This window comes from Kitasatospora sp. NBC_00240 (assembly GCF_026342405.1).
Lineage (GTDB): Bacteria > Actinomycetota > Actinomycetes > Streptomycetales > Streptomycetaceae > Kitasatospora.
In genome coordinates, this window is sequence record NZ_JAPEMU010000001.1 from 9320357 (window position 1) to 9332588 (window position 12232).

Sequence of the window (12232 nt, forward strand, 5' to 3'; positions counted from 1 at the left end):
ACGGGGCTGGCTGCCGGACCAGGACGGCCCGGGAGGGCCGCAGCAGTACAGGTAGTCGGCAGTTCAGCACTACCGAGAAGTACCCGCAGTTCGCAGTACCCGCAGTTCGCAGTACCCGAAGTTGCAGTAATCAGTCAGTCCAGAGGATGAACGGAGGGGACGGAGCACCATCAGGATCGCCCGGCCCGTGAGGCTTTTTCGTCCGGGCGGACACCGCAGACCCCCCAGCTACGAAGGACGGTGGTTTCCGGTCACGCATACGCGATCCCCGCACGCCCCAATCCCCCGGGGCAGTGCGGACCCAAGGAACCCGGCCCGAGGCCGGTAGATGGTGATGTATCCCTTCGGGGCCCCGGAGCCGCAACGGCACCGGGGCCCCTCCACGCGTCCCCGAACCCAGACAGAAGAGGTGCAGTGACCACGACCGCCATCCGACCCCCCGCCCCCAGCCCCAACCCTGACGCCAACTTCGACGACGAGGACTACCCCGCCTACACCATGGGCCGCGCCGCCGAGATGACCGGCACCACCGCCGGCTTCCTGCGCGCCCTCGGCGACCAGGGCGTCATCACCCCCCTGCGCTCCGAGGGCGGCCACCGCCGCTTCTCCCGTTACCAGCTGCGGATCGCCATGCGAGCACGCGACCTCGTCGACCAGGGCACCCCCGTCGACGCCGCCTGCCGCATCGTCATCCTCGAAGACCAACTCGAAGACGCCCTGCGCATCAACGAGGAACTGCGCAACGCCGCCGACACTCCGCCGCCCGTGGCCGACGCTGCGAAGCCCGTGGCCGACACCTGACACCCGGCCGGGCTGCCGGACGGTAGCCCGCCACCATCCGGCCGAGTCACCAGCAAGCCGGTCCCTGGCCGAGTTCACCACCGTCAGCGGTTTCTCCCGCGCCCTCAGGGAGCACCTTCGGGTGCCGACGGTGCGGCCCCGTCGGCGCGAGCGGGTTGGTGGGCAGCGTGTTCGTCACGCGTCCCAGGACCGCGCGGTGGCGGTTCGCCCGCGTGGGCAGCCGGGAGGTCTCGAGCTTCTTGCCGAACTCACCGCCAGGCGGCCAGGTTCACGACCGGCGCCGGGACGCAGGTCCGGCGGGTCAGGCGCCGGTGCTGCCGGCCGGCGAGGGGCTCGCGGGCCGCAGAGGGGCCGGGCAGTACCTACGGTGCCGTGTCGCCGGAGGTCATCGCGGCCCGCGTTCACGAAGTGGCCGCCACCGGCCGGTGGCGGCCACTTCGTGAACGATGTCAGCCGAGGGTGAAGCGCTGTGCGGTGGTGCCGTCGCAGTCCCAGATCTGGAGGGTGTCGCCGGGTTGCTGTTTGCCGCCGTTGTCGTCGAGGCAGCGGCCGGACCGGGGATTGAGCAGGGTGCCGTCGGTGCGGGTCACCCAGGTCTGGGCGGCGGGTGCGGGTGTCGTGGGACGGTGGCGGCCCGGACGTGTTCGCCCACTACTCGAACATCGCCAGCCAGGGCTTCCGCGAGCTCCAGGAGGGCCAGCGGGTCGAGTTCGACGTGACGCAGGGACAGAAGGGCCCGCAGGCCGAGAACATCGTTCCGGCAGGATGACCACTCCCGAAGGTCCGGAGCCACACCGCTCCGGGCCTTCGGCGTCCCCGCTCCACAGGCCTTCGGGTTCGGTGCGCACCGCGGTGGGCCGACGGAGGCGCTGGGTGCCGAAGCGCACGACCGGTCCGCGCTCCTCCGGCTCCGGCAGCAGTCTCCTTGGAGTCGGTGGCATCCACGAGAAGGTGGACATGCCCAGGCCGCGCGGGGACGGGGTCACGCGGCGTGTTCGGTGCACAGGCAGCCGACGCCCCGCTCGATCCAGTCCTGGCCGGCCCACTCGGGATGACGCTCGATCAGCAGGGCCCGGACCTCGGCGACGATCTCGTCCTCGCCCATCGCGCGGTCGCGCCGCCGCCACGTCTCGTCGCGCAGCTCGCGCAGGTAGTCGCGGACGTCGGCGAGTACCTGCGGGCCGCCGAGGTCGCCGTGACCGGGCACCACCACCCGGGGGCCGGCAGCGGCAAGCCGGTCCAGCACCGCCAGCCAGCGCACTCCCGAGACGTCCGTGTCGTACGGCGGGAACCACGGGAAGATGGCGAACTGCCCGGTCTCGGCCAGGTCCCCGGTGAACAGCACGCCGGCGTCCGGGACCTCGACCACCTGGTCGCCGATGGTGTGGCCTCGGCCGGTGGGCCGCAGCCGTACGGTTCGGCCGCCGAGGTCCAGGTCGTACCCGTCGTCGTAGACCACATCGGGGGTGGGCACCCGGACCCCGTCCAGGCGGCGGGCGATCGGCCCGCCGAAGCCCCGGAACATCTCCAGGTATCCCGGCCCCTTCGCCTTCAGGTCATCCGCCTGGGCACGGTTGACCAGGTACGTGGCATGGCCGGCGAACGTCTGGGCGCCGAACGCGTGCTCGGGGTGGAAGTGCGTGGTGGTCAGGTACAGCCGGCGGCCCTTGGCCATCTCGGAGGCGAAGGCGAGGACCTGCTCGGCGTTGGCGGTGCCGATCCCCGTCTCGACGACCAGGACGGCTTGCGTGCCGCCGATGACGCCGATGTTGGGTACCAGCTGGACCCGGTGGTTCGGGATCACCACCAGGTCGGGGGCGATCTCCTGGGCTCCGGCAACCTGCACGGCGGGGTCGGGCATCAGTTCTTCGGTCATGCTCCGATTCGACCGCCCGCGCCCCCCGGCCGTCCAAGACCTGTTCCGCGATCCCGATACCGTACGGGTATCGTCACCGGTCATGGAGCTACGCACCCTGCGCTACTTCGTGACCGTCGCCGAGGAACTCCACTTCGGCCGGGCCGCCGCCCAGCTGCACATGAGCCAGCCGCCGCTGAGCCGCGCGATCAAGCACCTGGAGACCGACCTCGGCGCCGCCCTGCTGCACCGCTCCGCCGCCGGCGTCACGCTCACCCCGGCCGGAGCGGTGCTGCTGGACGAGGCGCGCACCCTGCTCGACCAGGCCGATCAGGTGCGCGTGCGGGTGGCCGCGGCCGCCGGCGCCGCGACCATCACCGTCGGCATCCTGGCCGACAACTCCGGCCCGGGCGCACGGCGGCTGGCCACCGCCTACCGCCGACGACACCCGGGCGTCGAAGTCCGCATCCGCGAGACCGACCTGACCGATCCGACCTGCGGGCTGCGCGCCGGACTGGTCGACATCGCCCTGACCCGCGGCCCGTTCACCGAGACCGGCCTGACGGTCCACGAGCTTCGCACCGACGCGGTGGGCGCGGTGCTGCGCGCCGACGATCCACTGGCCCGCCGTGAGGGTCTGAGGCTGGCCGACCTGGCCGGCCGGCGCTGGTTTCAGTTCCCGGACGGCACCGACCCTCTCTGGCGGTCGTACTGGAACGGCGGCGAGCCTCGCGAGGGTCCCGTGGTGCGCGCCGTACAGGAGTGCCTGCAGGCCGTGCTCTGGAACGGCACGGTCGGGATGACCCCACTCGGCCACCAGCTGCCCGCGGACCTGGCCGTGGTCCCGCTGACCGACATGGCGCCGAGCCACGTGGTGGCTGCCTGGAAGCAGGACGACGCGAACCCGCTGATCCGGTCGTTCGTCCAGATCGCGACGGCCGCCTACCGCGGCTGAGAGACTCACGGCGGGCTGAACAAAAAGGCTCAGACCATTCCGGTTGACGTGTCAACCCCATGCAATGTCTGCTGTCTTCCCGCCCGCATGAACAGGGGGCCCAGGAGGAGAACCGAGACGTGGGCCTCGCCGCGGTACTGCCCGTACACGGCCTGGTCGGCCAGTGCCACCTGGTCGGCGATGTCGACGCCGGCGCGGCGGGCGTTGCGCAGGTCGCCCGTGCTCATCGCGATCTCCACCACGTCGGGCCTGGTTGTGCTGACGGGAGACCGTCTGTCCCTCCGGGGCCGGAGGATTTCTGTGAATATTCGCCGCGCACCGGGGCAGCCGGGGGTTCGACACTGACTGTGGAGGTCGCAATGGTTCCCCTTCTTCTCGTCCTGCTGCTGGCCCTGCTGCTGTTCGGAGCGGGCTTCGCCGTGAAGATCCTCTGGTGGGTCGCCGTCGTCGTCCTGGTGGTCTGGCTGGTCGGCTTCGTCGCCCGGGGCACCCATTCCTCCGGCAGCCGCCACCGCTGGTACCGCTGGTAGGCGCCGACCACCTGAACCCCGGAGCCGCACCCGAGCGGGGCCCGCGCACCATGCGGGCCCCGCTCGCGCATGCCCGGCCACCGCCTCACCGCCCCGCTGCCCTGCCGCTCTGCCGCTCTGCCGCACCGCCGTGCTCGGAGGCGGAGGGTCGGACTACGGCCGGTGAGGCATCGGTCCAGGTCGGTGATCGTCGCGCTGAGTTCGGCGTGCGGGCGGGCTCCGAGGCCGACCGGCTGGTCTTCCAGCTGGCGCCGGCGAGCTGCGGGATCCGCGACGGGGGCGGGTTCCCGGCCCGGGCGCGTGGTTTCAGGTGCGGTCGTGGTTGCTGTCGTGGCGGAGCTGGTCGGTGTGCTTGGTGAGGGTGTCGAGGCGGGCGGCGATGTCGGGGTGGTGGCCGGCGTCGAGGTGGGGGCGGATGTCGGCGAGGGGGGCGAGGAGTCGGGCGGCGTCGTGGTGGCCGAGGGCTGTGCGCAGGCGGGCCTGGTGGGGTCGGGCGGTGGTGGGGAGGTCGGTGACGGCGGTGATCTGGGCGGCGAGGATGCGCAGGTCGGTGGCGTTGTCGCGGGCCCAGGCGGTGATGGCGCGGTCGGCGGCGCGGCGGTCGCGGACGTCCTTGACGCGTTGGGCGCCGGTGGAGGCGTCGTCGGTGGCCGGGCGCAGCCGCAGGTAGCGGTTCTCGGCGGCCTGGCGGCTTGCGACGCCCATGGGGTGGGCGAGGTCGGCCCAGGTGGCGCCGGCGGCGCGGGCGTTCTCGACGAGGGGGCTCTCCCAGGTGGCGAGTCGGGCGCGCAGTTCGCGCAGGAGCAGCAGGGCGGCCAGGGCTTGTTCGGGGTCGGCGCCGGGGGTGGTCGGAGTGTGGCGGGGGCCCGGGGGTGAGGGGTTCTGGGCGGTGCGCAGGGCGGTGTCGATGGCGTCGAGGGCGGCTGAGGCGGCGAGGAAGGAGGCGGGCTCGCCGGGTTGTGCGGTGCCCGTGACCGGGGGGTCTCGGTGCTCTCGCATGCTGTCACCCTTTCGGAGACTTCAGTGTTTGTCATCGGATGGATGACATGCTACAACGGTGTCAGGTGAAGCGCATTGGCACTTGGTTGCCTGGACCACTGGAGGTGTTTCGCGATGTTGATGCGCACCGATTCCTTCCGCGAGCTGGACCGTCTGACCCAGCAGTTCCTGGCCCAGAGCGGGACCTGGAGCAGGCCGGCTCAGATGCCGTTGGACGCGTACCGGGCAGGCGACGAGTACGTGATCGCGTTCGATCTGCCCGGGGTGGACCCGTCGGCGATCGACATCGACGTGGAGCGGAACATGCTGACCGTCAAGGCGGAGCGCCGTCCGCGCCCCGAGGCCGAGGGCGCGCGCATGGAGCTCTCGGAGCGGCCGCTGGGCGTGTTCTCCCGCCAGGTCATGCTCTCCGACACGCTCGACCCCGAGGGCATCAGCGCCGACTACGACGCGGGCGTGCTCACCCTGCGCATCCCGGTCGCGGAGAAGGCCAAGCCCCGCAAGATCTCCGTCACCGCCCAGGGCACGGACCGCAAGCAGATCCGCGCCTGACCCCGGAGACTGCCGCCCTGCCGGCTACACCCCCGGGCCGCGCAGGGCGGCACCCCCCATCGGCCCGTCCGGGCGTCGCCCCGATCCTGGAGCTCACCACCCCTGGGCGGCGCCTGACCGGCGAGCCCTGACGCCGCCGCCGGGCGGGCGCCGCAGCCGTCCGCACCGCCCACGCCCATTCGTCCGGGGAGGCAATGGCGATGACCCTTCGATGCGAGGCGTTCCTGGCACAGGTGCAGGAACGCGGTGAATACCCCACTGCCGGCGAGGCGGAGCAGGCCGCCCGGGTCGTCCTGGCCCTGCTCGGCGCCCACCTCGCCGGCCGGGACCGGGCCGAGCTCGCGGCCCGGCTCCCGGAGACCTTCGCCCTGGTCCTCCTCAACCCCTTGCAGGCAGCCCAGCCCCTGGACGCCGAGAGGTTCGTGCGGGCCACCGCCGCCTGGATCCTTGGTGCGAGCGAGGCCACCGCGGCCTGGGACGTCGGCGCTGTCCTGAGCGTCGTGGCCGAAGCCGCCGGCGACGACCTCACTGGGCGCCTCCTGCTCCAACTCCCCCCGGGCTACGACCTCCTCCTCGGCCGGCCCGACCCTTCAGAAAGGGCACCCCAGTCATGACCCGGCACGACGAACTCATCAACCACGTCCGCTCCCTCGGCCGGTACGGCGACACCCAGGAGGCCGAACGCGTCCTGACCGCGGTCCTGACCGTCCTCGCCGGCCAGCTCGCCGACGACGAGCGGCGCGACCTCGCGGCCGCCCTGCCCCCCGAGGCCCGGGCGCTGACGACCGGCCAGCTCCCGCTCACCGAGCCCCTCACCGCGCCCGGCTTCGTCGACGCCGTCGCCGCCCGCCTGGCCACCACCGTCCCCACCGCCCGCTGGGACGTCGGCGCCGCCCTCACCGCCCTCGCCGACCTGACGGGCCCGGGCCTCACCCAGCGCCTCCTCGCCGCCCTGCCCAACGGCTACGCACTCCTGTTCGGCCGCGCCCAACTGGTCACCGCAGCCTGACACCCCGCCCCACGGCGCTCGGGGCCGGACGGCCACCCGGACCGATCGTCCTCGCACAGCAACGAGCCCGGCCCGTTCCACGACGGCAGGGCGGGCCCCGGCGTGCCCTGCCGTCGTGAAATGGTCCGGGCGTCACTGGTCGGAGTAGCTGAGGTCTCCCACCGTCCAACTGCTGATGTCGGCGATGGCGATGCGGTACATGCCGCCGGTCTGCGGCAAGCCGTAGCTGCCTTGCAGGATGCGGGCGACGTGCAGGTGCAGATGCGTCGGCCGCACGGCGGGCGGCGCCACGCCTTCGCCGTCCGCGCCCCCGTCGCCGGGTGCCGCGAACAGGGCGGCGAATGGCTTCAGGTGGTCCGAGGCGGCGAGGACTTCGGCCACCCGCTCGTGCCACAGGCTCTGCGGCGCGAGCCGGCCGGTGATGACCGCCCCCGGGACGACGACGGTCAGGGCCATCTGGTTGTTGTGCTCGGACTCCACCATCGCGGCGATGTCGACGAGCAGCCCATCAGGGTTCGACATGGACCCCAGAATAGTGCCCACCGCAACCCGCCCGCACGGACCCCCCGGGGTGGCCCCGGCCCGCCGCCCCCCTTCGCCGGCACCGGACGCGGCGGGGCAGGGCAATTCCACCACCTGTGATCGAGGCTGTGATCGCGACTGTGATCGCGACCTGGAAAAATGTCGGCATCCTGGAAAGACAGGGGGCGTTCAGGGTCAGGCTGGCGTCCTCGCGGCCCTGCGGGTCGTGGGCCTGGTAGCCGACGCAGTCGCGGTCGAACGGACGGCCGTCGTAGTTGCGTTCGACGAAGTACTGCTGGACCTCGGGCCGGATCGCCTCCAGCGCGAACCGCAGGTGCCCAGTACGGGGTAGTTCCGCAGGACGGAATGCCTGCGCTGGAGCAGGTCCCGGCCGGCCAGGAGTGCAAGCGCTCCCAGCGGTCCGGCCACGAACCACCACCACGGAGACACCACCACGGCCGCAGCGACCGCGGCAACCGCCATCCACCCCGTCAGGACAACCCACAGGAATCTCAGCACGGACCGCTCCTGTCCCTGTTCCCCGGTGTCAAGCATGCGGCCCGCAAGCGCGTCGGACGGTGGGCCCGGCAGCGATGTACGAGAACGACTGTCGCGCTCGTCGCCTTCACCGCCAACCTGGCCGCCCGGACCCCGACGGCCGAGGAAGCCACCCGCCCGGACGTCCGCCCGTCCCGACCGGCACGCACCCGCAGGGCCCGGTCCGGCCCCGGCAGGGCACGCAGCAAGCTGGGCTGACGCTCGGGGCCGGACGGCGGGACGGGACGGCCAGGAACCGCCGGGTGCGGGGGCGGTCGGCTCGGCGAAGTCGGCGTGGCCGGTGAAGGGCCCGGTGATCAGCAGGACGCCGCCCCGGGAGAGCGCCGCGCGGCGCCACTCCAGTTTGAGCTCGTGTCTTCGGGCAGGACCGCTGGCGGCTCGGGCATGTTCAACTCGTCCAGGGCGTGGGCGTGGTTCGCCACCGCCTGCTGGAGTTCGGCGATCACGAGAGCACCGTCAGCACGATCTTGCCTTGGAGGTGGCCCTGCGCGGCTCGCGTGTGCGCGCTGCCCGCCTCGGGCAGCGGGTAGGTGCTGTCCACCCCGACCTGGAGCTTGCCCTCGTCGAACAGGCGCCCGATCTCGGCGAGCTGGGGGCCGTTGGAACGCACCTGAATGTTCGAGACCGTGATGCCCCGACTAGCCGTCTCCTCCGGGTCGTACTGGGCGAAGAACACCGGAAGCATGGTGCCGCCGCGCTTGAGCACGGCCAGGAACCGTGAGCTGTCCGGGCCACCGACGGTGTCGATCACCAGGTCGACACCGCTGACCACGTCCGCGGCCTGCGTCCTGGTGTAATCGATGAACTCGTCGGCGCCGAGCTTGCGCAGGAACTGCTCGTGCCGGCCCGAGGCCACCGCGATGACGTGTGCCCCCTTCCACTTCGCCAACTGCACCGCGAAGTGGCCCACCCCACCGGCGGCCCCGTTGACCAGCACGGTCATCCCCGGCGTGATCGGCACCGGCTGGTGCACCCGGCCGGTGAAGGCAGACGGTACGTCGTGGCCCAGATCAACCAGGTACTGCCAGGCCGTAAGCACGGCCATCGGCGCCCCGGCCGCCTGCACGTGGTCGATACCGGCCGGCTTGTGGGCGAGGTCGGAAGCCGGCGCGGCCACGTACTCGGCGTACGTCCGGCCGTCGAATCCGGGGAAGCGCAGCATGCCGAAGACCTCGTCACCGACGGCGAACCCCGGCACGTCCGGAGCGACCGCCTGAACCACGCCCGACATGTCCGTTCCGGGGATCAGGGGGAACTCCAGCGCCGGCCTCATCCCGGCCGGCATGACCTTCATCCCCTCACGCAGGTACCAGTCCGGCGGGTTGATGCCCGCCGCGTGCACGCGGACGAGCACCTCGCCCGGGCCGATCTCGGGAACCGGTACCTCGTCGTACTGCAGAACTTCCGGTCCGCCCGCTTCGTGGAACTGGATAGCCTTCATCGCGCCTGTCGCTTTCTCGGGGAAACGTTGTTCCTTCAGTCAAGGCCCAGGACGGCATGGCCGTCCAAGACCGGTTCGGCAACCTGGTCATTCCGAAACAGCATGATGCGTACGCTGGAAGGGTGAACGATCTCGGACAGGACCTGGAACTGCGACTGGTGCGCTACTTCACCGTGGTGGCGGCGCACCAGCACTTCGGCCGGGCCGCCGCCGACCTGCACGTGGCCCAGCCCGCGCTGAGCCGCCAGATCCAACGGCTCGAGAAGTACCTCGACACACGACTGCTGGACCGCACGCCCCAGGGCACCCGGCTCACTCCGGCCGGCCGGACGTTCCTCCCCCGGGCCCGGGCCCTGCTGCAGGCCGCCCGCCAGGCCGAGCTGTCCGTGCGCGACCAAGCCCGGACCGAACGAATCGTCATCGGTTACGTGGAAGACCTGGTGATCACTGCCGCCGTACGGGAGTTGCGCCGCCGTCACCCGGACGCCGAGATCGCCACCCGGCACCTGAGCTGCCACGATGTCGGGGCGCTGGCCGACGAGCGCGTCGACGCCCTGATCGCACGGGCCCCGCTGCCGCTCGCCGCCGATGACGTGTTCACCACCCTGCTGTACGAGGAGCCCCGGATGCTCGTGGTCCCGCGTGGTCATCGCTTGGCCGACCGCGCGTCGGTGACCGCGGAGGAACTGGCCGGCGAGGAGGCCGCGCCGTGCGCGTTCGAGACCGAGGACTGGACTTCCTACCGGCTTCTCGGGGCCGGCGTGCCGCCGATCGAGAGCTACGAGGACAAGCTCGAACTCGTCGCGAGCGGCAGGGCGATCGCCGTGCTACCGGTCGGCGATCGGCGTAGCTCACTTCGTCCCGACCTCGTCACCGTCCCGCTCGAGGGCGCTCCCCCCAGCCAGGTCGTCCTGGTCGGCCGCGAGGGCGACCCGAATCCGATGATCAGGAATCTCCGGCTGGCGGCCAAGGCCGTCCTGACCGCCCCGGCGGCCTGACCGGGATCGGCCGACCCGCTGGGCGCTGAACCGCACCAAGCGGTGACGCGCGCTGTCGCTGCGAACCGACAACACCTGAGGGGTCCTCGGGTGTTGTCGGTGCCGCCGGACATGATCCGAGTCGTGGACCTGCGACCTGAGACCGGAGCTCCCGGTTCCGGCTGCCCGAGGCGGAACCATCGGCGCCCCGGTCGGTGTGACCGGTTCCCGTGGGCGACAACCGAGTTGTGCGCCGTCCACCGTGACGGGCGCCGCAGTTCCACGGGATGCGCGGGCTGTACCTGGATGGATAGCGTGGGGGCCGGCCGGGGGCTGGCCGGGGCGAGGGGGGCGTGTGGCTGAGACGGGGTTTCACCGGCGGGACGAGCCGGAGGCGCAGGACAGGCTTGTCGCCTGGGCGGAGGACGTCGGCCTGCTGCGCATGCGGGAGCGAAGCCGCGGACCGGCGCCTGACCGGCACACCGGCAGCGGCGTCGTGCGCAGCGGCTACGAGCCCTGTCTGCTGGCCCTGCTCCGAGTGGCCGTGGCCGAAGACCCCAGTGGTGGATTCCCCACCTGGCTCCTGGAGTCGCTGGCCCGAACCGGTCACCTTGCCCGGGCGGCGGAGCTGGCCTGGGCGACCAGCGGCAGATCCGGGCCGGGCGACACCCTCCTGGCGCTGGTGGAGGCCGCGGCCCACGCCGGCGACCTGCGGGGAGCCCAGGCACTGGCCGAGTCGCTCCCCGAGCGCGACGCACATGACCGGGCTCTTGTCGCCCTCGTGCCGGCGTGGGCTCGTAGCGGCGAGCGTGGCAGGGCCGTGGCCCTGGCGCAGAGGGTCCGATATCCGCACCACTGGGGAACGGCCTGGGCGGCGCTGGCGAAGGCGGAGGCGGACCGTGGCGACACGGCTGCCGCTCTTGAATATGCTGCTCGTGCAGACGAGTTGATGTCCGGTGGGGTGGCGTCACCGGACGTGCTTGCCCTGCTCGTGGAGGTGGCCGTCGTCGCCGGCGACGCGGCCTGGGCCGCCGAGCTCGCCGGCCGCGTGCAGTCGCCGTCCGCGCCCATCGGCTACGACGGGCGCCGGGGTGGGCTCCACCCCTTGGCGAGGGTGCTGGCCTGCGAGGCTCTCCAGGGCGATCTGCGCCGGATCGACGCCCTCCTGTCGTCGCCCGATGAAAGCGCGGACGTGGACGTGGACGTGGACGCGGACATGGACCCGCCCCGGACCGACGGGCAGGCAGCCCGAGAGGATCCCGAACCGCATCCGGACTGTTTCACCCACCTCCTGCCCGACCCGAGCAGTGGACCTCCCGTTGACGCGCGGGTCATGGCGGATCTCGTCCGTGCGGTCGCCGGGAGCGCCGACCACGATCTGGCTCTCGCCCTCGCGGACCGGGCGGAGAGACTGCTCGACACCGGCACCGGCCGCCGTCCCCACGATCTGCTGGAGGCCGTGATCCTTCTGCTGGCCGGGCGAGGACACCATCTGCGGGCCATGGCCCTGGCGGACCGGTTCGACGAGCCCGCACTGCGCCCCGCGCGCCAGGCGCGGATCGTCCGGGAGGTGGCCCGCCACGGCGACGTGGGCCGGGCGCAGTACCTGGCCCGTGCGATCACCGACCGGACGGCCGCGGCGGTGGCGCTGATCGGCGTGGTCCATGAGCTGGCTCGGCGCGGCCTGATCGACCGGGCGCAGGAGTTGGCCGGGTCGTTCACCGACGCCTGGGACCGGGACGAGGCACTGACCGCTGTCGTCCACGCTTTGGCCCGGCAGGGAAGCATGAGCCGGGCCGAGAGCCTCGCCTCGTCGATCGTCCACCGTGCGGCGAGGGCACGCGCGCTGGCCTCGCTCGTGGAACTGTCACCGCCGCCCCGGGCCCGCAGGCTTGCCGCACAGGCCGTGGTCCTGAACGGCTGGGCCGCCGTCCTGGACGTCCTGGAGCCGATCGTGCCGCGCGCGGCGGCGACCGTGGCCGACCAGCTGGGCCGCCGAGTACCCGAGCCCGTTTCCTCCTGATCCCCCTCGT

General features: G+C 72.3%; 14 protein-coding genes and 3 pseudogenes. 9 read left to right on the top strand and 8 right to left on the bottom strand.

The window, feature by feature from the left end:
* Positions 1 to 498: 498 nt before the first annotated feature.
* Positions 499 to 801: a MerR family transcriptional regulator gene (locus tag OG689_RS39730; protein ID WP_266327767.1), complete on the top strand. Its 303-nt coding sequence runs from the start codon at positions 499 to 501 to the stop codon at positions 799 to 801.
* A 449-nt stretch (positions 802 to 1250) separates the two neighbouring features.
* On the opposite strand, the gene OG689_RS39735 is transcribed toward OG689_RS39730, so the two are convergent.
* Positions 1251 to 1391, bottom strand: a complete 141-nt coding sequence (locus OG689_RS39735) for a ricin-type beta-trefoil lectin domain protein (RefSeq protein ID WP_266326700.1) — start codon at positions 1389 to 1391, stop codon at positions 1251 to 1253.
* A gap of 32 nt (positions 1392 to 1423) precedes the next feature.
* Between OG689_RS39735 and OG689_RS39740 the strand changes: the two are divergent.
* Positions 1424 to 1570 (top strand): annotated as a pseudogene (locus OG689_RS39740) (cold shock domain-containing protein); the annotation flags it as partial.
* Positions 1571 to 1783: 213 nt separating this feature from the next.
* On the opposite strand, the gene OG689_RS39745 reads toward OG689_RS39740, so the two are convergent.
* Complete coding sequence (locus OG689_RS39745) at positions 1784 to 2677, bottom strand: MBL fold metallo-hydrolase (protein ID WP_266326704.1); 894 nt, start codon at positions 2675 to 2677, stop codon at positions 1784 to 1786.
* An 82-nt stretch (positions 2678 to 2759) separates the two neighbouring features.
* On the opposite strand from OG689_RS39745, the gene OG689_RS39750 reads away from it, so the two are divergent.
* Positions 2760 to 3611, top strand: coding sequence for a LysR substrate-binding domain-containing protein (locus tag OG689_RS39750; RefSeq protein ID WP_266326706.1), 852 nt, complete (start codon positions 2760 to 2762; stop codon positions 3609 to 3611).
* Between the two features lie 101 nt (positions 3612 to 3712).
* Here the strand turns inward: OG689_RS39750 and OG689_RS39755 are convergent.
* Positions 3713 to 3823 (bottom strand): annotated as a pseudogene (locus tag OG689_RS39755) (phosphatase); the annotation flags it as partial.
* A 147-nt stretch (positions 3824 to 3970) separates the two neighbouring features.
* Here OG689_RS39755 and OG689_RS39760 point away from each other — a divergent pair.
* A complete protein-coding gene (locus tag OG689_RS39760; protein ID WP_266326708.1) occupies positions 3971 to 4141 on the top strand; it encodes a hydrophobic protein in 171 nt (56 codons plus the stop codon).
* 306 nt (positions 4142 to 4447) lie between these two features.
* Here OG689_RS39760 and OG689_RS39765 read toward each other — a convergent pair whose 3' ends face one another.
* On the bottom strand, positions 4448 to 5140 hold the full coding sequence (locus tag OG689_RS39765; RefSeq protein WP_266326710.1) for a type III effector protein: 693 nt from the start codon (positions 5138 to 5140) through the stop codon (positions 4448 to 4450).
* A 114-nt stretch (positions 5141 to 5254) separates the two neighbouring features.
* Here OG689_RS39765 and OG689_RS39770 point away from each other — a divergent pair, with 114 nt between their 5' ends.
* The 3 genes from OG689_RS39770 to OG689_RS39780 all read left to right on the top strand — a co-directional run bounded on the left by OG689_RS39770 (position 5255) and on the right by OG689_RS39780 (position 6701).
* A complete protein-coding gene (locus tag OG689_RS39770) occupies positions 5255 to 5692 on the top strand; it encodes an Hsp20/alpha crystallin family protein (protein ID WP_266326712.1) in 438 nt (145 codons plus the stop codon).
* Between the two features lie 200 nt (positions 5693 to 5892).
* Entirely contained in the window at positions 5893 to 6306 is a 414-nt protein-coding gene (locus OG689_RS39775; RefSeq protein ID WP_266326714.1) for a DUF2267 domain-containing protein, read from the top strand.
* Positions 6303 to 6701 carry a DUF2267 domain-containing protein gene (locus OG689_RS39780; RefSeq protein WP_266326716.1) on the top strand — a complete coding sequence of 133 codons (399 nt, stop codon included), beginning with the start codon at positions 6303 to 6305 and terminating at the stop codon, positions 6699 to 6701. The genes OG689_RS39775 and OG689_RS39780 overlap by 4 nt, the downstream gene beginning before the upstream one ends.
* A gap of 132 nt (positions 6702 to 6833) precedes the next feature.
* Here OG689_RS39780 and OG689_RS39785 read toward each other — a convergent pair whose 3' ends face one another.
* From OG689_RS39785 to OG689_RS39800, 4 genes and pseudogenes are all read right to left on the bottom strand, one after another.
* A complete protein-coding gene (locus tag OG689_RS39785; RefSeq protein ID WP_266326718.1) occupies positions 6834 to 7223 on the bottom strand; it encodes a hypothetical protein in 390 nt (129 codons plus the stop codon).
* A gap of 247 nt (positions 7224 to 7470) precedes the next feature.
* Positions 7471 to 7706, bottom strand: a pseudogene (locus OG689_RS39790) (FMN-binding glutamate synthase family protein); the annotation flags it as partial.
* A gap of 371 nt (positions 7707 to 8077) precedes the next feature.
* Positions 8078 to 8227, bottom strand: a complete 150-nt coding sequence (locus tag OG689_RS39795; protein ID WP_266326720.1) for a hypothetical protein — start codon at positions 8225 to 8227, stop codon at positions 8078 to 8080.
* Positions 8224 to 9222 carry an NADP-dependent oxidoreductase gene (locus OG689_RS39800; protein WP_266326722.1) on the bottom strand — a complete coding sequence of 333 codons (999 nt, stop codon included), beginning with the start codon at positions 9220 to 9222 and terminating at the stop codon, positions 8224 to 8226. The genes OG689_RS39795 and OG689_RS39800 overlap by 4 nt, the downstream gene beginning before the upstream one ends.
* Before the next feature lie 122 nt (positions 9223 to 9344).
* Here OG689_RS39800 and OG689_RS39805 point away from each other — a divergent pair, with 122 nt between their 5' ends.
* A complete protein-coding gene (locus OG689_RS39805) occupies positions 9345 to 10220 on the top strand; it encodes a LysR family transcriptional regulator (RefSeq protein WP_266326724.1) in 876 nt (291 codons plus the stop codon).
* A 334-nt stretch (positions 10221 to 10554) separates the two neighbouring features.
* Entirely contained in the window at positions 10555 to 12222 is a 1668-nt protein-coding gene (locus OG689_RS39810) for a hypothetical protein (protein ID WP_266326726.1), read from the top strand.
* The last annotated feature ends 10 nt before the right edge of the window (positions 12223 to 12232 follow it).

Excerpts from the sequence above, each read along its gene's own strand:
- OG689_RS39745 (WP_266326704.1), bottom strand. The coding sequence starts at position 2,677 with ATGACCGAAGAACTGATGCCCGACCCCGCCGTGCAGGTTGCCGGAGCC.
- OG689_RS39780 (WP_266326716.1), top strand. The coding sequence starts at position 6,303 with ATGACCCGGCACGACGAACTCATCAACCACGTCCGCTCCCTCGGCCGG.
- OG689_RS39765 (WP_266326710.1), bottom strand. The coding sequence starts at position 5,140 with ATGCGAGAGCACCGAGACCCCCCGGTCACGGGCACCGCACAACCCGGC.
- OG689_RS39750 (WP_266326706.1), top strand. The coding sequence starts at position 2,760 with ATGGAGCTACGCACCCTGCGCTACTTCGTGACCGTCGCCGAGGAACTC.
- OG689_RS39760 (WP_266326708.1), top strand. The coding sequence starts at position 3,971 with ATGGTTCCCCTTCTTCTCGTCCTGCTGCTGGCCCTGCTGCTGTTCGGA.
- OG689_RS39730 (WP_266327767.1), top strand. The coding sequence starts at position 499 with ATGGGCCGCGCCGCCGAGATGACCGGCACCACCGCCGGCTTCCTGCGC.
- OG689_RS39785 (WP_266326718.1), bottom strand. The coding sequence starts at position 7,223 with ATGTCGAACCCTGATGGGCTGCTCGTCGACATCGCCGCGATGGTGGAG.
- OG689_RS39800 (WP_266326722.1), bottom strand. The coding sequence starts at position 9,222 with ATGAAGGCTATCCAGTTCCACGAAGCGGGCGGACCGGAAGTTCTGCAG.
- OG689_RS39770 (WP_266326712.1), top strand. The coding sequence starts at position 5,255 with ATGTTGATGCGCACCGATTCCTTCCGCGAGCTGGACCGTCTGACCCAG.
- OG689_RS39775 (WP_266326714.1), top strand. The coding sequence starts at position 5,893 with ATGACCCTTCGATGCGAGGCGTTCCTGGCACAGGTGCAGGAACGCGGT.